This is a genomic window from Stieleria mannarensis (assembly GCF_014154935.1).
GTDB classification, from domain to species: domain Bacteria; phylum Planctomycetota; class Planctomycetia; order Pirellulales; family Pirellulaceae; genus Stieleria; species Stieleria mannarensis.
This window is the reverse complement of record NZ_JACEHH010000007.1, coordinates 213,963-233,528: the sequence shown is the minus strand read 5'-3', so window position 1 is coordinate 233,528 and position 19,566 is coordinate 213,963. Positions and strand designations below refer to the sequence as shown.

Here is a 19,566-nt window from a genome sequence, read left to right as displayed (position 1 = left end):
TTCTTGTCCTGACACCTTTTTCTTGTCTGCCGCTCTGCAGTGCAAAAGAGCTAGGGTGGCGCCATTTTACCGGTGCTATTTGACCAAGGGCTGGCTGCACCGTTGAACCTGCATGGAAATATGTTTGTGGCGGATTGGAAAATCTTTTTCCGCTACCTCGCCGGGCTGGGCGGCGAACGATCATGAGAATGGAACTGTTGGTGCGACGTGATGGTAACGCCACGACACTGGCCCGCACGTGAAAAAGAGCGCGGATCCACCTTCTGGCGAAGGTAGCTACGTTTTTGTCCGGCGTAGCGTCCTCCAATTTCTGCAGTTTTTTTCAGCTCTGCCGATTTTGATACGGGGAATTGGTCCGATGATTGCGTTTATCGCTCGGCAATGAGCTGAGTTGTTCGAAGCTCAATCCCCCTTCTCTCTTCCGCGCGAGGCTTTGAGCAATGAAGATGACGTTTTCCGTTGCAGCGTTGGTGGCCGGTTTGAGTGTGTTCGCTGGCAGTGGACTTGCCGATGAGTCGAAGGTGTCAACGAGCGATCGGCCAACGATTCGGGATGAGCGACCCGAGAGTGTCAGCGGATGGGTGATCGTGTCCAAAAGCAGTTACTGGCCGCTGTGCTACGAAGCGCTGGAAAACCTGACAAAGGTTCGCGAGCAAGCCGGATCGAGCGACAAGGCGGCGCTCTCGGCCACGCTGGACAAATGCTCGGCTTGGTTGCAGCTCGCGGCGTCGGCGGCGATGGTCAAAGAGGAATCCAGGATCATGAAAGTTGCCGACACGATGGAGGAAGTGTCGACCAGCTTGCAGGACAACGAGCCGGCGCCCAGCTCGCGAGAAATCGAAGTGTTGGCAACGATGGGTGAATTGGCCGTCGCCAAGTCGCACCTGATCCGGGCGACCGCCGATTCCGTGCAGCACCAGAACTCGAAAAACCCGGTCGTCAAGAAAGGCGTCTCGGCTAACATCGCGGCGGAAGAAAAGGAGATTCGCAAAGCCCGGTTGGAACGCGATCGCGATCAATACCGTTATGACACCGGACAATCGCTCCGCCACCTGACCGTCGCCCTGGCCTACCTGCGTGCGGTCGCCGAGCAGGGTGAAATCGAACTCGGCGAGTTCGCCACCGAAACAGTAGAGCCACTCAGCGGCAAGGAGAACGCTTCCGATTTGGTGATCAAGGACAAGGAAATCCGCGATTTTGCCGAACGACTGATGGCCTTTATCGATGCACAGCAAGCTCGCCTGGGCGCCGAATTCCAGTGGGAATCCAAGCCGGTCGTTGAAACGGTCGAGAGCTGAGAAAGCCGACGCGAGTCAAGTGGCAATCATCGGATCGCCTTGCGAACGGTCGCGGGGCGATCCGATCGCGTTTCTGGACCGCACCCGTCGGACGGCGATTGTCTAGCGGACGGATTTGATCGTAGCGGAAGTCGTCGAGGCGTTCGCGAGCCGCGTGCCCTCTCTGGCGTTTGCTTGCTGCGGAAACGCCGTCTCTCCCGGAGGAAGAGAATTTGATTTGGCTGCCAAATCGCTCAGTAGTGCAATCGACGGCCCGGAAGGGCCATCGTACACCGGAGAAAGCGATTCCGCGTCGCTGCGGTCGCATCAGCTGGGGCGGCTTTAGCCTGCACACCAGCGCTCGCTCGAAGCTGTTTTAGAACGGGGCGTCGTCTCCCTCCTCGCCTACCCCGAAACGCAGGCCGGCCAACAGGATCAGGTCGCGGAACATCTGCTCCACCGCTGCATCATTCGGCTCGGCGGCGGTCGAGAGGAAGTAGTCTCGCGGGATCCCCAGTTGCATCTTGATCACCGACGCGATCTCGGGATCCGCATCCATCAAGGTCGACGCCATTTCAAAGTCGCGGTCGTCCAAGATCTGATCGGCCAGACGCTCCAACAGGCTGTGCCAATGATGCAGATCGCCATTGTTGTCGCTTTCGTAATGCAGGTACCTCTCGATCTCCTGCGGCGACAGCCCCTCCTGCAAACACTTTTCCTGGTACGCCCCGACGATCAATTCGTGCCAACTCTGTTCATTCCCATCGCGTTCCTCTTCCTCTTCGTCGCAGTCGTCCAGGTCCGCCAGATCCGGGTCGTCATCGGGGAACGAAAATCCTCGCCCCGATGCCTCCATGCAATCCATGTCACGCTCGATCTCCAGGTGTGTCAGGACGTTTCGATAGACCGCGTAAAACGCCGCCTTCTCCAACGCGTCCCACTTTTCCGGATCGCCCGATCCGTTGAGCACGCACTGAGACACCGAAAGCAGCAGGGCGAGTTGTTGTCGCCAACGCAAGGTGTCGAACAACGTGACGCCGAAGGACCAGATCGAAATGTAGTCCTCGTCTCCCTCGGCACGGGACTCGCGAAACACATCCACCATCGTGCCGAGTGATTCGCGGTAAAGTGCGGCATGTTTGCCGGTCAGTTTGTGTGATTCATAGGGATCAAAAATCACCTTGGCTCTCCAGGGGGACCGCGATGGGGGATGAGCATTTGCCGTGGCGGTGGCAACGAGCGTCCCTATCCGCTGGCGATCAAATGACGAAGTCGTGACACGTTCAATCTGGCGCGAATGCCCATCGCCGTCTACACGCCACGGCCTGATCTGGCCGCAATCGATCGATTTTGTCTCTAAACTCACGCGGTCTTGGACCCGATACGCAGTGTGTCTGACGCCGCGGGACGTCCTTCCGCGCCACCGCGGTCATCGATCTGGCGATCACGCGCGATGCCGGTCCGCCTTGCCTCGGCGGGCCGCCGCCGCTATAATCTGCACCTGGACGTGCAGGATTGGGTCGTCCGGATCGGCGGATCAGTCGTGGGGGCAGCGATTGATTTTCCGGGAATTTGCCTCCAGTCACAACTGGCACCTGCGTTTCCTCTCCCGCCACCAAGCTCTCCGATTTCAAATCATCACCATGCACAGCGGCGTCATCGATTCGCGGATCACCCCTCGTCTGTTGCAGATCGTGTGCGTGATTGCCGCGATGGGAATTGGACTGCACTGCCGGCCGCTCCCGGCTCAAGTCGACCTCAGTATTGATCTCGAAGAGCCGCCGTTTGAATACACCAAGACCGAAGCAGAAAATCCGGTCAGCCGGCTGATCGAAGGGTTGGAGGCCAAGACGATTCAACTGGAGTACACGCGCGAGACCGGTTACCTGCGTTCGGTTCTTAAGGCGCTCGAGATCCCCGAGTCGTCGCAAGTCCTGGTGTTTTCCAAAACCAGCATGCAGGTGCAAGCGATTTCGCGTCGCAATCCGCGGGCGATCTACTTCAACGATGACACCTATGTGGGATGGATTCGCGGGAGTTCGTTGATGGAGATTTCGACCGCAGATCCGAAGCTGGGAACCGCGTTTTACACCGTCGACATGATGCCCTGGCGGGCCAAGATCAAACAGGCACATTACGACTGCCTGGCCTGCCACGCCACCTCGATGACGCAGGGCGTTCCCGGGCACACGGTCCGCAGCGTGCACCCGGAGGTCGACGGCAGCGTGGCGTCGCAGCGGGAATCGTACATCACCGATCACTCCAGCCCGTTTTCGCAGCGGTGGGGCGGATGGTACGTGACCGGACGGCACGGCGAGATGCGTCACATGGGCAACACGTTCCTGCGGGGTGGGCAATTGGATGTGCGGGACAACGGAAATCGATTGAGTCTATGGGACGAGTTCGATACCCACGACTACCTTTCACCTTACAGCGACATCGTCGCGCTGATGGTGTTGGAGCATCAGACTCAAATGCACAACGCGATCACCCAGGCCGATTTTACGGTGCGTCAGATGGTGCATGATCGTGACGCCGACGAGAGTCGCAACGTGGACCAGGACGAGTGGAACGCTCGGCTGCAATTGATCGCCAAGCCGGTGGTGGACTATGCGTTGTTCTGCGATGAAGCACCCTTGACCGATCCGGTCAAGGGGTCGGTGATTTTTGCCGACGAATTCACCCGGCGCGGACCGGTGGATAGCCACGGTCGATCGCTGCGCGACTTTGACTTGGAGACCCGGATGTTCAAATACCCGTGCAGTTACCTGGTTTATTCGCCCGCGTTCGACGCGATGCAAAAGCCGCTCAGACGTGAAGTCACGCGTCAGTTGTTGGCCGTGCTGACCGGTGCGAACCAGGACGCGGCCTATCGGCACCTGGACGCACAAACGCGGGCCGACACGCTGGAGATCTTGCGTGAAACGACCCCCGAATGGTTCGAGTGAACGGCGCCATTGATTTTGACACGAGCGACGCTCGCCAGAGCGCCGAGAAACGCTGTGGATCCACCTTCTGGCGAAGGTAGCTACGGAGGGCAGCTCATCACATGGCGATTTCTGCCCAGGCTGCAATCCCCGAAATTTAGGTTCCCGCCGCTGATGATGACCGCGACAGATCGGCCGGCAAAACGTTCGGCGTTTTCGACCAATCCCGCGTATGCCACCGCGCCGGACGGCTCGGCCACCAGATGCGCGTCTTCGGCGATCGAGCGCATCGCCGACAGGATTGATTCCTCAGAAACCAGAAACAGGTCATCGACCAACGCTTGGATGATCGGGAACGTGTGGTCGCCGACCCCGGTCCGCAGCCCGTCGGCGACCGTGTCGTAGCGCGTCGGCGGTTGTGGGGATCCGGCGGCCAGGCTGCGCGCGGTGTCATCGGCGAATTCCGGTTCGACGGCAAAGACTTTGATCTCCGGCCGCAGCGACTTGATCGCGACCAGGATTCCCGCCAACAGGCCTCCACCGCCGACGGGGACGAACAGGGCGTCCAAATGGCTGATCTGCTGAAGCAGTTCCAGCGCGACGGTGCCCTGGCCGGCCATGACCGCCGGAGTTTCAAACGGATGAATCAACGTCGCGCCACTTTGTTGCTGCAGCTCGGCGGCCGCCTGTTCACGTTGCTGCGTCGACGGGCCGCAAAACACCGGTTGGACACCGTGCGATCGGACCGCGGCGATCTTGATGGGTGATGAGTTTTCGGGCATGACGACGAACGCGGGGATGCCGCGCAGCTTGGCCGCGCGGGCCAGTGCGGCGGCATGATTGCCCGAGGAATGGGTGACGACGCCGCGGCGGGCAGCTTCGTCACTTAAGCTCATCACGGCGTTGACCGCGCCGCGCGCTTTGAACGCGCCGACATGTTGCAGGTTCTCAGCCTTGAACGCGACCTGACAACCGAGCCGTTTGGAAATCACTTCGTTTGTGATCGCGGGGGTTCGGACTACATGGTCGGCGATCCGTTGCTCAGCCGATCGGATGTCGTCGAGCGTGATCGCGTGTCGTTTCGATGCCATCGACATGATCCCTCCTGCGCGAACTCATTTCTGAATCGGCAGCGTATAGCTCAGTTCCTTTCCGCCGCGCAAGACGGTGACGTCGACCTTGTCGCCCGGCTGCTTCGACGTGACCACATACGTCAATAAATCCTGTTCGCTCGACAGATTCGTTCTTCCGTCGAAGGACGTGATCACGTCGCCCTCGCGAATGCCGGCTCGCTTGGCGGCTCCGTGGGCTCCGTACTTGCCGACGCGTTTGACGTGCAACGCCATGGTCGCGTTTGGGGCCGTATTCGATCGGGCTTCGGATCGGGTCGACGGTTCCAACTGCATTCCGCCGGCAGCGATCCGTCGCAGCCCCCACGTGGTCACGCGCCAGGACAGGTCACCGGCGCGGCGCCAATCCTTAGGAAACCGCAACTGCGTGGTGACCGTGGATCCGGCGCGGTTGATTTCGGCGGGCACCGTGCCGCCGTCGGGATCGACGTTGTGCAGCACCCATTGGATGTCGGCGATCGACAGCAAGGGCTGACCGTCCAGCGTGGCGATCACGTCGCCGCTGCGAAGGCCTGCCCGGGCGGCAATCGAATCCGTGGAAACCTCTTTGACCGTGGCCATTTCGTTGGGGTCCATGATCAATCCCACCGACTTGGGATGCGGGTACGGCCACAGCACTTTGTCGGGAATCGGTTGCTTGGCGTGCCAGTAATACTCGCGTTGGGCGTCGCCGATCTGGTGGCAGTGGATGCAGCTTTTCACGACATCGCCCTGATAGTTCAGCTTGTCGGTGAACTTGTCCTTCAGCGAGGGATAGAGTTCCGGCGAAGCGACTTCCATCGGCTGGCCGCGTTTGCCGGCCAAGGCGTCTTTGACCTTGGCGTGTTCGGCATGCAGGTCCAATGCCCCTTGCAGCGCTTTGGCAAGCCCTTTCAACGAGACGTCGCCCATCCATTCGGTGCGGTGCGAACGGGTGCCGAAGCGTCCATAGATGGTCTTGTCGGCGGCCAGGAAGAAAACGGCAAACGATTGATCGGTGTCGTACTGGAACAGGTCCAGATCCAATCCGTTGGTCGCGACCTGACGCACGCAGACGAATTGCTCCAACAGCGGCCGGATCACCGGATCGGTATCGACCAATTCATCGTCCAATTTGACGCACTCGTGACAGGGCAGGCAGCGGAGCACGACGACGATCGGCTTTCCCGTCCGTTCGGCTTCTTCAAAAGCCCCCGGAATGTCGTTGTACATCCAGAAACCTTCCCGCTGGACTTTCTCTTTGTCCCCGCGAACGATTTCCTCTCGGGTCTGGGCGGGCAGTGTGGTCGTGAGGGTAACGGCAAGGCCGAGGACAAGGGGGCCTAGGACAAGGGGACCTGGGACAAGGGGACCTGGGACAAGGGGGCCTGGGACAAGGGGACCTGGGACAAGGGGCCACGTTGAAAATACGCGCATCGGATTTTGAAAGAGGTGGGTTGATGAAGTTCGATTCGCCATCGGTGATCATCAATGTACCGCAACGAAGACGCGGCGGTTGGCAGGTGTCGCCCCCGATCGATCGGGGAGCGAAAGATTTTTTCCAGACAATCCGTCTAACGAAATTGACCAAATCCTTTGCATCTGCTGACCAGAACGGTTATCACTAACGTCCCGATGCCGGGGGATGGCGGACCGGTCAATCCAGCCGGCAGATCGCCCCGATCAGATTTCCAATGCGAGACGGAATACAAACGATGCAGTTGTCCGAGGAAGAGTTTCGTGCCGAGCTGAGGCGTTTCCGCAGCGAGTTCGAGCAGTTGCGAGCCGAGGTGGCCAAGCGAATCGTCGGACAGGAGCCGATCGTCGACGGGGTGTTGATCTCGATGATCGCCGGTGGGCACGTGTTGCTCGAAGGCGTGCCGGGGTTGGGGAAAACGTTGCTGGTGCGAACGCTCAGTGAAGTGTTGGAGGCACCGTTCAGTCGAATCCAATTCACACCCGACTTGATGCCCGCCGATTTGATCGGGACCAACATCCTGGTCGAAGGCGACGGGGGGCAGAAGGAATTTCAATTTCAGCGTGGGCCGTTGTTTGCCAACGTCGTTCTGGCGGATGAAATCAACCGTGCGACGCCGAAGACCCAGTCCGCGTTGTTGGAGGCGATGCAGGAACACAGCGTGACGGTCGCCGGCACGTCACACCAGTTGGACGGCGTGTTCTTTGTGCTGGCCACGCAAAACCCGTTGGAGATGGAAGGCACGTATCCGTTACCCGAAGCCCAACTGGATCGTTTCCTGATGAAGTTGCTCGTTCCGTTTCCGACGACCGAGGAAATGGAAACGATCATGGACCGGACGACCGCCGGTGAAATCCCTCCACCGGGAAAAGTGATTTCGGGCGATCGGGTGTTGCGGCTGCGTGATCTTTCGCGGCAGATCCCGATCGCCGATGAAGTGCGACGCTATGCGATTTTGTTGGTGATGGGCACCCATCCCGAACACGAGGCGGCCACGGCGATGGTGCGTCAGTTCGTGCGTTACGGCAGCAGCCCCCGCGGTGCCCAGGCGCTGATCTTGTGTGCCAAAATCAAAGCCGTCTTGGACGGCCGTTTCCACGTCTGCAAAGACGACCTGAGGTCGGTCGCCCACGCCGTTCTGCGTCACCGGGTGATGTTGAACTTTGAAGGCCAGGCCGAAGGCATCGTGGTCGACAAGATCATCGATGACCTGCTGGAGAAGGTGGGTCAGGAAGCGGCATTGGCCGGGTAGCCGCATCATTCATGTTCGACTCCGATTTCCTAAAACAGCTCGAATACCTGTCTCTGCTCAGCAAGCGGATGTTCCAGGGCCAACTGCTCGCACAGCGGCGGACGATGCAGACCGGTGGCGGCATCGAGTTTTCCGACCACCGCGAGTACATGCACGGCGATGACCTGCGCTACCTGGACTGGAACGTGTATGCGCGGCACGGCGACTTGCTGCTGAAGCGGTTCCAGGAAGAAGAGGACTTGCACGTCTACCTGTTGCTCGATGCATCGCAGAGCATGCACGTGGAAACCAACGGGGCGGTCGACCCGGACCCGCCGAAATTCACGCTCGCGCGGCAGATCGCCGCCGCCTTGGCCTACATCGCACTGGCGGATTTGGACCGGGTGTCGATCGTCGCCTACGCCGACGGTGTCAAAGTGGTGATGCCGCTGGTGCGCGGGAAAGACCAGATTTTGAGTGTGCTGCGGTTTCTGGAAGGGCTGAAGTGCCATGGCGAAAAAACGGACCTGCGCCGCACCGTCGGCGAGTTCGTCGGACGCGCCCCACGAACCGGTTTGGCGATCGTGATCAGCGACCTGTTTGATCAAGAAGGGTTTCGCGAAGGCGTCGATCGTTTGCGTTACGCACAGTTCGAACCCCACGTGATTCAAATTCACACCCGCAGCGAAGCGGACCCGAAGCTTTTGGGGGACGTCCAGTTGGTCGATTGCGAAACGGGCACGGAGAAGAAAGTGACGGTGACCGAACGAAAGCTTCGACAGTACCGCCAGCTGTTCGAAACGTTTGTGCAGGACGTCGAAACGTATTGTCGAACGCACGGGTTGGCCCACACACGCACCACAACGGACGTCCCGTTTGATGCCGTGTTGTTAAAAATGATGCGCGCCGCGGCGGTGGGGTAACCGATGTCATTTGCTTCTCCGGACAAATTGTTTTGGCTGTTGGCCGCGCTGCCGATCATCGCCTTTTACATTTTGAAAACTCGGTTGCGCCGGCGTCCGGTGGCAACGTTGTTGTTCTGGGACCAGGTTTTCGAACAGAAGCGTCAACGATCGCTTTGGCAGAACTTGCGACACTGGATTTCGCTGTTGCTGCAATTGGTGTTCGTCACCTTGCTGGGTTTGGCGATCGCCGATCCGCTTTGGAATTCGCAAGAAGACACCGGTCAGGATCTGATCCTGGTCGTCGACAACTCGGCCAGCATGCGGGCGGTCGACCCGGCGTCGGGCAAGAGTCGGTTGCAACAGGCGATCGAGCGGGCATCGGACGTTGCCGGAACCCTGCGTTCGGGCGACAACATCGCCTTGATCACCGCCGGGGCCAGTGTCCGCGTGGTGGTGGGGATGTCCGATTTCGCGCCGACCGTGCAAGAGGCGTTGTTGGAAATTCAACCGACCGATGGTCCGACCCGAATCGGCGAGGCGATCGCTGCGGCGCGGCGATTGGCGGCCGATGATCAAAAGCGGCGGATCGTCGTCTTCAGCGATGGCGGCATCCCGGATCGCGACCGGCTGGCCGGTCAACAGTCACCCTCTGGCGTGCTCAGCGATGACGCCGAATTCGAAGCCGCCACGGTGCGACCCGACCTGCTCTCCGGTGACCTGCTCTCCGGTGACGATGTCCGCTGGATCCAAGTCGGCACTTCGGCCGACAACCTGGCGATCACCACGTTCCAAGTCCGACGTTCCACCGTCGATCCGATCGGGTATTCGCTATTGGTCGAAGTCAAAAACTTTTCCTCCGATCCGGTCGAGACCCGGCTGACGCTCCAATTGGACGACGCTCTGGTCGATGTGATCCCCTTAGAGATCGAAGCCGAGGGGGCGTTTCGCAAACAGATCGACGGTACGTCCAGGGCCGGAGGCGTGTTGACGGGAAAATTGAAAACGGACGACGTGTTGCCGGCGGACGACGTCGCGCGGGCGATCTTGCCCGATCGGCCGGAGATCCCGGTCAGGCTGGTCACCGGTGATGCGTCCGAGTCGTATTACCTGCGACGTGTATTGGAGTCGATTCCGTTGGTCCGGATCATGGCTCCCGATTCGGAAAGCAACGACGCGACGACGCCGTTGAGTGTGTTTGCAGGCACCGTCCCCGAGCGTCTTCCCGATGGACCGGTGTTGTTGGTGGACATTCCGGATTCGGGGCCGCCTGTTGGTCCGGACGGGCAGCCGGCGTGGCGGTTGGGCCAGCGGGTCGAGCAGCCGATCATTGCCGACCAAGACAAACAGTCTCCGCTGCTGCGGCACGTGCAACTGCAAAACGTGATTTTGTCCGGCGGGCGTGACCTGGAGGTCAACGAAGCGTTGGGCGCGCCGACGACGTTGTTGGAAACCGCCGGTGGGGATCGCGTGTGCGTGTCGATCGAACGCAGCGAAGGGCGGATCTTGTTGTTGGCGTCGGATTTGGACAGCAGCGATCTGCCGCTGCGGATCGCCTTTCCCGTCTTGATGACCAACGCGATGAATTGGTTCTATCGCGAAACCGGCGAGATTCGTCCGGCGATCGCGACCGGCCAGACCCGCGATGTCCCCTGGGACGTTGCCGACGAATCGTCGTCACAAACGGCCCAGCTGATCGCGCCCACGGGTGAACGTTCGTTGGTCACCGTTGATCGCAACAAGGTCAAACTGGGGCCGCTGGACCAGACCGGTGTGTATCGTTTGGCCAGCGAAGACGACGCCGACGCAGAGCGTGCAGAAACCGCAACGCCCGGTGCCGGTGACGACGCCAATCTGGTCGCCGTCAATCTTTCCAATGCCAACGAAAGCGATTTGCGGGTACCGGAATTGCCCGAAACGTCCGCCGGGGAATTGCCGCCGGCCGGTCGCTCTCCCTGGTTCTATCTGATCCTGCTGGCCGCCGGGCTGGTGATCACCGAATGGGCGCTCTACCAGCGCCGGGTCGTCGCGTAGGGCGATCGCTTGCGTAGCGTACGATTGTCCCTTCCGGGGTGGCGCCCGTGGGGCTCTGCCATGCGCGTCCCTCTGGCCGTCTTTATTCCGGCTGTAACACTTGTCGCGGATGAACCGACTCGGCAGGAATCAGGCGTCTCGGCGCCGCGAGCTGCCGATCATGAACACTGGATCGGTCGGCAATCCTTGCACGGCATGCGGTGCGTCGATCCGAGACGAAGTCTCAGACAGGTGTGCGACAACGGAGTGACGCAATGCACGAAAACCATCCTCAGCTTCGGGGCAACCCGAGACGTTCCGTCGCACGTTCGGCTTCGCTTCGCTGCGGCGGCATGATCGTTGCACTCGCGACACTTTGTAGCTCCGGATGCGTGGTCGACGCGTTTAAATCGACGTTGCAGCCATTTGCATCGGCGGCAAAACGCAACGTCATCAAGATTCGGGCCACCAAGGAGGCACAGCGCAATTGGGAGCAGAGCTACCAGAGCAGTTACGCTTCGTCGCCCTGTGCGTCCGACGCCGAAGCGGGGTACATCGCGGCCTACGTCGATACCGCGATGGGAATGGGCGAGTGTCCGCCGCCGGTGCCCGAGCGGCGACTGCTGAGTGCCCACGCGATTCACCAAACCTATCCGGCGGCCGTGCCGTGGTACCAGGGTTACAACTTTGGGCACGTCGATGCGGTCGCCCGCGGCGTGGACCGATGGCGTTTGGCACCGCTCAATCCCGAACTGGCGTTGGCGTTGTGCGGTTGTCGCGGAGAAGCCCAGACGACCACGCCGGAACCGACCGAGAGGTACGAGTTGCTCCCCCAGCAGCCGCCACAAACGGCGCCGGAGGTGGAGCTGGAAATGCAGCCGCTGCCCACTCCCGAGACACCGGAAGCAGACAATACCGATTTGATTTAGGTCAAGGACTGTCTTGCAAGCGTCGCACATGGACCGGTGCGGCATGTTGAACGATCGAGCCCATATAAGATTCCCGTTTCGGCAAGGATGCCAAGAATGGACAACCACATTCACAACGTCGCCTCTGTTTGCAGGCTCGCCTTGTATGCCTTGCTGGTCGTGGCAAGCAGCGGCTGCACGTCCGTGTTGACACCGGTGACCGGGATTCCGGTTTTCGATCTGCCCGATGAGTTGTTGGGCGTGCCCAAACGCGACCAGGTGGACGTCCCCGCCGTCTTGCTCGCTCGTCCCAACGAAGACGTCTACATGCTGGACGAGGGCGATGTGTTGAGCGTTTACATCGACGGCGTGCTGCCGTTTTCGGCTCCCAACACTCCGCCGACACCGCCGCCGGTGAATCTTCCGACCGACCAATCGTTTCTGCAACCGTCGATCGGGTACCCGATTCCCGTGCAAGAAGGCGGCGTGGTGAACCTGCCGCTGCTGCCCGCGTTCTCCGTCGCCGGCATGACGCTTGACCAAACCCGGGAGGAGATCACGCGGCGATACCGAGAAGAAGAGATCTTGCCGCCCGGAGTGAATTATCCGGTGGTGTCGTTGATGCAGCGTCGCTCTCACACCATCACCGTCATCCGGTCTAACGCGAGCAGTGAGCGAACCGACGGAACGGCCGCCGGCTACACCCTGGATTTGCCGGAAAAACGAAATGATGTCCTGAACGCGTTGATGGAGTCCGGCGGGATGCCCGGATTCAACGAGAAAAATGAGGTTGTGATTTACAAGACGTCACAAATCCCGGCCGAGCGACGGCATGAATTGATGAGCCAGTTGTTGGCGCAGGATTGCGGCGGCGGATGTTTCGGCCAAGGCGTCCCGCTGGTCCATGATTATCTTTCGACCGATCCGAATTGCATCGCGTTCGATGAACACCTGTTGGAAAAGCAATTCGTGGTTCGGATTCCGCTGCGATACTACCCCGGTAACGAACCCAATATTCGCCCCTCTGATGTGATCCTGCAAACCGGTGACATCGTGATGGTCGAATCGCGAGAGACCGAATTGTTCTACACCGGCGGGTTACTCGGCGGAGGGCAGTTTCCGTTGCCACGTGATTATGATCTGGATGTGCTGGGCGCAATCGCACTCGCCGGTTCTGGCGTGGCCTCGTCCGGCCAAGGTGGAATGGGCGGTGGCGGTGGAATGGGCGGCGGAATGCTGGGAGGTTTGGGCGGACCCAGTCCGTCACAACTGTACATCATTCGCAAGCTGCCTTGCGGACGGACCTACAACATTGCCGTCGACCTGCAAGTCGCGATGAACAACTCGCGAGAGAACATTTTGGTGCAGCCCGGCGACACGCTGATCCTGCGTTACAAACCCCAGGAAGAGCTTGTCAATTTCGGCATCGCAACTTTCTTCACCTTTGGGATCCGGGAGTTGTTCCAAGACTAAATCGGAACCACAGACCTGCTATAGTCTACGCTGTTGCGAACTCCTGTTTTTCACTCGGGGAAACGTTCCAGTGCAGTGGTCCGATTTTACCTGGTTGTACCTGTTGATTCCGGCAGTGCCGTTTTTGATCTGGTACCACCTCCGCTCGTTGAGCGATTTTCCGATCTGGCAAAAACGTGTCTCGCTGGTGTTGCGGGCGGTGGTCTTGGGGTTGCTGGTTGCGGCGCTGGCCGGGCCGGTGCTGATGCGAGAAACCGATCGGCAAATGGTCGTGTTTGCGATCGATCGCAGCGAGAGCATCGACCAGGCGGCGCGGGAGAAAGCGGACACGTTTTTGCAGCAGTCGATCAAGGCGGCCGAACAGGCGGACGTCGAGGTTCGCTTTCTGGAATTTGACCGCCAACCGAGACAGTTGCAGGAACAGTGGTCGTCCGTCGCGGCGGACGAACCGGCGGGGGAAGACGCATCGCCGGACGCTGAGGCAACCGGCGATCCGCTCGCCGCCGATGAAACGTCTCCGCCATCGACTGGCGCGGCGGACGAACCGGCAGATGATCCGGCAGCGCGTCGCGGGACCGATTTGGAAGCCGCCGTCCGGACCGCGATCGCATCGATGCCGCCGTCGCGGGTTCGCCGAGTGGTGTTGTTGTCCGACGGCAATGCGACCGAGGGAGGCGACGTGATCGCCACCGCGGCCCAGGGCGGTGTGCCGATCTGGACCGTCCCGCTGCCGTCACGTAGCGATCCCGAAGTCCAGCTGACGCGCGTCGACGCTCCGACACAGGTCCGGCAAGGCCAACCGTTCTTCGTCGAAGTTGTCGTCAGCAGCAATCGGGACACCGAGGGCTACATCGATCTGTATCGCGGCGACATCCAAATTGGAGACGAAGAACCCAAACCGGTCAAAATCAAGAAGGGCGAAAACACGTTTCGGTTCCGTCAAACCGTTTTGGGCAAGCGGCAGGAATCGTTTGCCGCGCGGTTGCGTGGATTCGATGACACGTTATTGGACAACAATGCATCCGAAACCGTGGTCTATGCCCAGGGACGCCCACGTGTGTTGTTGATCGACCCGGACGTGGACCAAACCGATTCACTGCGTTGGGCCCTGGACGAGCAATCGATCGACGTCGAGGTGCGACCGCCCGAGGGGATCCCGAGCGATCTGACGGAGATCCAAGGCTATGAGTGTCTGGTCCTGTCGAACGTTCCCGCGACGGCCATGTCGATGCGGCAGATGGATTTAATCCGAATCTACGTCAAGGAACTCGGCGGCGGATTGATCATGCTGGGCGGTGACCAGTCGTTCGGGCTGGGCGGTTATTACCGAACCCAAGTCGAGGAGATCTTGCCGGTCCGCAGCAACTTTGAAAAGGAACGCGAGAAGCCTTCGTTGGCGATGATGTTGGTGATCGACAAAAGCGGCTCGATGGGCGGCCAAAAGATCGAGCTTGCCAAGGACGCCGCCCGCGCCGCGGTGGAATTGCTCGGGCCGCGTGACGCGATCGGCGTGATCGCCTTTGACGGTTCGGCGTACACCGTTTCTGAATTGCGGTCGACGTCGGACAAGGGGCAAATCATCGATGCGATTAGCACCATCGAAGCCTCCGGCGGCACGAACATGTATCCCGGTATGGTCGACGCCCTGGACGCCCTCCGCGCGGCGACGGCAAAACTGAAACACGTCATCTTGATGACCGACGGCGTTTCCTCGCCGGGGGATTTTCAGGGCGCCGCATCGGACATGTCCGCCAACCGGATCACGCTGTCCACCGTCGCGCTCGGCCAAGGGGCCAGTGAGGACCTGTTGGAGGAACTGGCACAGATCGGTGGCGGACGCTATTACTTCTGCGATTCGCCCGATGCCGTCCCCCAGGTGTTCGCCAAAGAAACGGTGGAAGCGAGCAAGTCGGCGATCAACGAGTTGCCCTTCACCGCACAATTGGTCCGTCCCACCGCCGTCTTGGAAGGCATCGATTTGGAACTGTCACCGCTGTTGCTCGGCTATGTGGTCACCCGTCCCAAACCGACCGCGGAGTTCATTCTGGCCAGCGAGTCGGGAGATCCCTTGTTGGCATGGTGGCGGTATGGATTGGGCATGTCGGTCGCGTTCACCAGTGATGCCAAAAATCGTTGGGCCGGTGAATGGTTGGCGTGGCCGGACTTTGGACCGTTTTGGGCTCAGATCATTCGTCACGCGATGCGCAAGGATGACAATCGAGGCGTGTTCGTCGATGTCCGCCGCGAAGGTGAAACCACGTTCGTCTCGCTCGATTCGGTGGACCAAAACGGTGCGTTCATTGACAACGCCACGACGGAGTTGACGTTGATTGATCCCGGTTTGGACCGCAAGAAACTGTCAATGCGGCAGACCGCTCCGGGACGTTTCGAAGCCCAGATCAAAACCGATCGACGGGGGGCGTATCACCTGGATCTGGCCCAGACGCGGAAATCCGGATCGACCCAGCGCTCCTCGCGCGGGATCTCGGTCGGCTACAGCGACGAATTGCGGTTGTTGCCCACCGCGACAAAGACCCTGGAGCGGGTTGCGACGGTCAGCGGCGGTCGATTCGATCCGTCGCCCGAAGCGATCGCCGAACCGGTCGAGGCGACCGCCCGCGAGCCGATGCCGCTGTGGCCCTGGTTGCTGATGATCGCGATGTCGGTCTTCGTCGCCGACGTCGCGCTGCGACGCATCGAACTGGCGCCGTGACGATCTCACCGCTTCCCTCGCTTCATTATTCTGCCCCGAATCATTCTGCCTTCCCTCCTCTGGTTTCTACCGGATTGGCAGCGCCGTAGAGAGGTAGGAAGATTTAGGAGGTAGGAAGATTTTGGGGGAGGAAGATTGCATCGATCACTTTGTTTGATCGAAGTACGCCTGGACCGATTCGTACTCCTTCGCGCCGGTGATCTTCTTGTAGCGAAACAACGATTCGGCATTGGGGTGATCGATCCGCCACGTGGTGAAATCGAATCGCAGTGCGTAGCGATAGCCGGCGGGCAGTTCCAACCCGCCGCTGGCCCGCAACATCTCCGTCAGATCCACACGCAGACGCAGCGGTCGGGGCGCTTTGTCTTGCGTGATCCACAAGTCCCATTGGACGTTGTCTTCTTGAATGCCCTGGAAGTGGATCGCCGGGGTTTCGCCGCGAAACGGATTGCGGTCGACCAGACGCACCGACTTCATTCCCGCGGTCAGCGAAAGTGCGGGATCGATGCCCGAGAGCGTCAGGGCCAAAACGGGTTCCGGATACGGGCCCATCGCCAGCGGCAACTCGAACACCGCCTGCTGCATCGCGAGCGGCTGATCGAGCTGAGTGAAGGCCTGTTCGGACAGGGCCACCGTCGTGGTTTTGCCGTCGCTGAAAATCCGCACCCGTTGGTTGGGGTCCTTCAAGTAGATCGTGTAGTGATCGGGAGCCTGTGATGCGATCTGGTACACCGAGGTTTGGGTGTTGATCACGGCGCCGTCGATGATCGTGTCGGCGGACAGTTCGACGGTCGCCCGAGTCGATTTCGCTTGGGTTAGCCGGTCGAACAAGGGCTGCAGTGCCTTTAGGTCCGGCGTGGATTCGGCCGACTCTGGCGCGTCGGGTTGCGTTTCCTGCGCCCTCACCCCGGCAAGAGGCATCGTCAAGACGACAAGGGAGACGAACGTGTGAACACGATATCGTGCCGCTAGCAACATCGGGATAACGTCCGTCATTGGCTGAAAGAAATGCAACATTGCACAGGGAGCATCTTGGATTGCCGGCGGATTCCCGACCCGGCGATCAAATTGTATTCGATCGGGTCAAACCGTCGCCGTCCTCTCCGAGGTCGGCGCGGGGGCAAAGCTCTGCTTTTCCGCGTACGCCGAGTTCGGAGAACACGGCGACGCTTGCGACACACCGTCAAGTGGCTACGTCATTGAACTCGCCTGCTCGGCTTCGCGCTCGGCGCGAATTTCTTCTTTGGTCTTCATCGGAAAGTATTCTTCGACCACTCGGTAGAACTCCTCGGCGCTGGACACGCCGGCCACATGGGTGCGGAAATGTCTGGCCCCGTACTTTCCTTGGGCGTAACAACAGGCGTATTTCCGCATCAAAATGGTGCCTTTTTCTTCACCGAAACGTTCCTTGACCAGGTCGTAGTGGTGCAGCATGCATTGGCGTTGCTCACTCAGGCTGGGTTCGGGTGGGATCGGCTGGCCGCGGAGAGCGGCGGCGGCTTGGGCGAACAGCCAGGGCCGACCGAGGCAGGCGCGGGCGATCATGACGCCGTCGACGTCGTAGTTTTGAAACGCATGGACGACTTTTTCCGCCGAGTCCAAGTCGCCGTTTCCGATCAGCGGAATCTGTTTCAGGTGGGCTTTGATTTCGCTGATGCGGTCCCAATCGGCGTGGCCGCGAAACATGTCTTTGGCGGTCCGGCCGTGAACGGTCAGCGCCGCCGCCCCGGCTTCTTCGACCACCCGCGCGACCTCGTTGCAATTGACCGATTCGGGGCTGCAGCCGAGGCGAATCTTGGCGGTCACGGGGGTCGGGGCACAGGCCTTGACCAGTCGCGAAATGATCTCGAACATCCGCTGCGGGGTCCGCAGCAGATAGCTTCCGCTGTGTGCCTTTTCGGTGACCTGACGCACCGGGCAGCCGAAATTAATATCCACGACGCTGACTTGGTACTCTTCGGCCAATCGGCGACCGACCTTGGCCATGGTTTCCGGATCATTGTCCCAGATTTGGACCGCCAACGGGCGCGGTTCGTCTGCCACGCCCCACAAACGCTCGGGGTGCTCGGCTTCGTTTTCGTCCATCCAGACGAAGCCTCGAGCGTTCACCATCTCGGTCGCGATCAGCCCTGCGCCGCCGTATTCACGGACCATCTGCCGGAACGCGGCATTGGTGAAGCCCGCCATCGGGGCTTGCAAAATCGGCGGATCGACGACCAAATCGCCGATTCGAAAGGCTGGTGGGGGGAAGGGGCGTGGCATGGCAAGCGTGTTTACGGGGAATCGTTCCCCGTCACTCTAAAACGCTCGCGACCAACTGGCAATGATCGAATAATCCGTCTCCAACTGGATCCCGTCCAAGTCCTGGGCCAGCGTCGGCACGATTTCGAAGTTCAGGTAGTGGCCTTTCCAGTTCAGCTGGCCGCCGACACCCAGGTTGTACCAGTATCCGCCGCGAAAACTTTCGACGTTGGTACTGATTCCCATGTCAGGGGTCGCCGGGTCCGCACCCTGGATGTCGTCCCGCCAGACGTGTTCCCCCCGCAGCGACAGCGCGAAGTGGTCACAAACCAGATACTGGGTCCAGGTGTTCAGCCGGACTTCGGCTCCCAGACGGTAATCCCGATAGTTCTTGCCCATCGGCAGATCCGACTGGATCTGGCCGCCCCAGCTCCAGCAGTCGGCAAAGTAGCGCACGGTCATGCCGGGGCGGGCGTTGAAGGTCCCGCTGCCCAGTCGCATCGGGTAGGGCAACGCCTGGGACATCATCCCGCCGGTCGGCGTCGTCGAGGTACGAAAGATGTCGCCGGTCGGCACCGATCCGCCCAGGTTCAGCATCCAATCGCAGCGCTCGGTGCTGTACAGTCGCAGCAGTGCGCCGATCGCGGTGTCGCCGAAACCGCTGTTGTGCGTGGTGAACTCGGTCCCCGGGCCGGCGGGGTTCATCGGACCGCGGATGTGGTCCATCGTCAGGCTGGGCAGCATCAGCATTGTGTACAGCGTCACGTTGTCGGTGGCACCGTACATGATGTGCGCCATGTGCATTTCCATGGTCATCTGGGTCGGTGCCGCCATCCGGTTGGTGACCGGTGAACTGGTCGCACCGAAGGCGATCGCTTCGGAGTCGCTGACCGTCCGATCGCCGATCCGATTGTCCTCCATGTACATGTTCATGTACTTGTACTCGACCATCCATTCCCCCTTTTCGTGGACGTGGTCACCGGCGATCCCGGCCGGACCATGTTTATCGGCCAAGGACTTGCGGCCGGGATGGTCGGCGACGGCTGCGAACTGAAGCAGCAGCAGCGACGCCAGGGCTGCGAGGGAACGAAAGGTTTTCACCGTCATGGGAGTGCATCCTTGCAGGGGACAAACAATGGTTTGGGACCCGATTTTCAATCGGCGTAGGAGCCGTCGCGGCGACGCGCGGCCATTGACCGCTAGGAGAGCGAAACTCTTGGCGAGTTCCGCTACGTCATTGCGGGCCCATTCACGGGGGCGGTTTCGTTTTCATCGTCCCGTGGCGGCGCAAGGTTCATCGGCTGCCGTTGGGGTGA

14 protein-coding genes are annotated in these 19,566 nt (G+C 60.3%); 8 read left to right on the top strand and 6 right to left on the bottom strand.

From position 1 onward, the window contains the following. Positions 1-446 precede the first annotated feature (446 nt). Positions 447-1,298 (top strand): hypothetical protein, encoded by an 852-nt coding sequence (locus H1B37_RS07315; RefSeq protein ID WP_182865969.1) that lies wholly within the window; start codon positions 447-449, stop codon positions 1,296-1,298. A 355-nt stretch (positions 1,299-1,653) separates the two neighbouring features. On the opposite strand, the gene H1B37_RS07310 is transcribed toward H1B37_RS07315, so the two are convergent. After that, the gene (locus H1B37_RS07310) at positions 1,654-2,457 is read right to left on the bottom strand and encodes a hypothetical protein (RefSeq protein WP_182865968.1); all 804 of its coding nucleotides are present in this window, start codon (positions 2,455-2,457) and stop codon (positions 1,654-1,656) included. Positions 2,458-2,920: 463 nt separating this feature from the next. On the opposite strand from H1B37_RS07310, the gene H1B37_RS07305 reads away from it, so the two are divergent. After that, positions 2,921-4,225: a hypothetical protein gene (locus H1B37_RS07305; RefSeq protein WP_286177501.1), complete on the top strand. Its 1,305-nt coding sequence runs from the start codon at positions 2,921-2,923 to the stop codon at positions 4,223-4,225. An 80-nt stretch (positions 4,226-4,305) separates the two neighbouring features. Here the strand turns inward: H1B37_RS07305 and H1B37_RS07300 are convergent, their stop codons facing one another. After that, positions 4,306-5,295, bottom strand: coding sequence for a threonine ammonia-lyase (locus H1B37_RS07300; protein WP_182865967.1), 990 nt, complete (start codon positions 5,293-5,295; stop codon positions 4,306-4,308). Positions 5,296-5,319: 24 nt separating this feature from the next. Further along, positions 5,320-6,525, bottom strand: a complete 1,206-nt coding sequence (locus H1B37_RS07295) for a Trx7/PDZ domain-containing (seleno)protein (RefSeq protein ID WP_220498084.1) — start codon at positions 6,523-6,525, stop codon at positions 5,320-5,322. Between the two features lie 461 nt (positions 6,526-6,986). On the opposite strand from H1B37_RS07295, the gene H1B37_RS07290 reads away from it, so the two are divergent. The 6 genes from H1B37_RS07290 (at position 6,987) to H1B37_RS07265 (ending at position 16,009) form a co-directional block, all read left to right on the top strand. After that, positions 6,987-8,021: an AAA family ATPase gene (locus tag H1B37_RS07290; protein WP_436298242.1), complete on the top strand. Its 1,035-nt coding sequence runs from the start codon at positions 6,987-6,989 to the stop codon at positions 8,019-8,021. An 11-nt stretch (positions 8,022-8,032) separates the two neighbouring features. Next, positions 8,033-8,923 (top strand): DUF58 domain-containing protein, encoded by an 891-nt coding sequence (locus H1B37_RS07285; protein WP_182865965.1) that lies wholly within the window; start codon positions 8,033-8,035, stop codon positions 8,921-8,923. A 3-nt stretch (positions 8,924-8,926) separates the two neighbouring features. Continuing rightward, complete coding sequence (locus tag H1B37_RS07280) at positions 8,927-10,936, top strand: vWA domain-containing protein (RefSeq protein ID WP_182865964.1); 2,010 nt, start codon at positions 8,927-8,929, stop codon at positions 10,934-10,936. A 332-nt stretch (positions 10,937-11,268) separates the two neighbouring features. Continuing rightward, positions 11,269-11,844 carry a hypothetical protein gene (locus H1B37_RS07275; protein WP_182865963.1) on the top strand — a complete coding sequence of 192 codons (576 nt, stop codon included), beginning with the start codon at positions 11,269-11,271 and terminating at the stop codon, positions 11,842-11,844. A gap of 96 nt (positions 11,845-11,940) precedes the next feature. Beyond that, positions 11,941-13,296: a polysaccharide biosynthesis/export family protein gene (locus tag H1B37_RS07270; protein ID WP_182865962.1), complete on the top strand. Its 1,356-nt coding sequence runs from the start codon at positions 11,941-11,943 to the stop codon at positions 13,294-13,296. 70 nt (positions 13,297-13,366) lie between these two features. Next, the gene (locus H1B37_RS07265; protein ID WP_353620797.1) at positions 13,367-16,009 is read left to right on the top strand and encodes a VWA domain-containing protein; all 2,643 of its coding nucleotides are present in this window, start codon (positions 13,367-13,369) and stop codon (positions 16,007-16,009) included. A gap of 144 nt (positions 16,010-16,153) precedes the next feature. On the opposite strand, the gene H1B37_RS07260 is transcribed toward H1B37_RS07265, so the two are convergent. The 3 genes from H1B37_RS07260 to H1B37_RS07250 all read right to left on the bottom strand — a co-directional run bounded on the left by H1B37_RS07260 (position 16,154) and on the right by H1B37_RS07250 (position 19,357). Beyond that, complete coding sequence (locus H1B37_RS07260; RefSeq protein ID WP_182865961.1) at positions 16,154-17,005, bottom strand: DUF2092 domain-containing protein; 852 nt, start codon at positions 17,003-17,005, stop codon at positions 16,154-16,156. A gap of 195 nt (positions 17,006-17,200) precedes the next feature. Next, positions 17,201-18,271 carry a tRNA dihydrouridine synthase DusB gene (gene dusB, locus H1B37_RS07255; RefSeq protein ID WP_182865960.1) on the bottom strand — a complete coding sequence of 357 codons (1,071 nt, stop codon included), beginning with the start codon at positions 18,269-18,271 and terminating at the stop codon, positions 17,201-17,203. A gap of 36 nt (positions 18,272-18,307) precedes the next feature. Next, positions 18,308-19,357 (bottom strand): transporter, encoded by a 1,050-nt coding sequence (locus H1B37_RS07250; RefSeq protein WP_182865959.1) that lies wholly within the window; start codon positions 19,355-19,357, stop codon positions 18,308-18,310. Positions 19,358-19,566 lie beyond the last annotated feature (209 nt).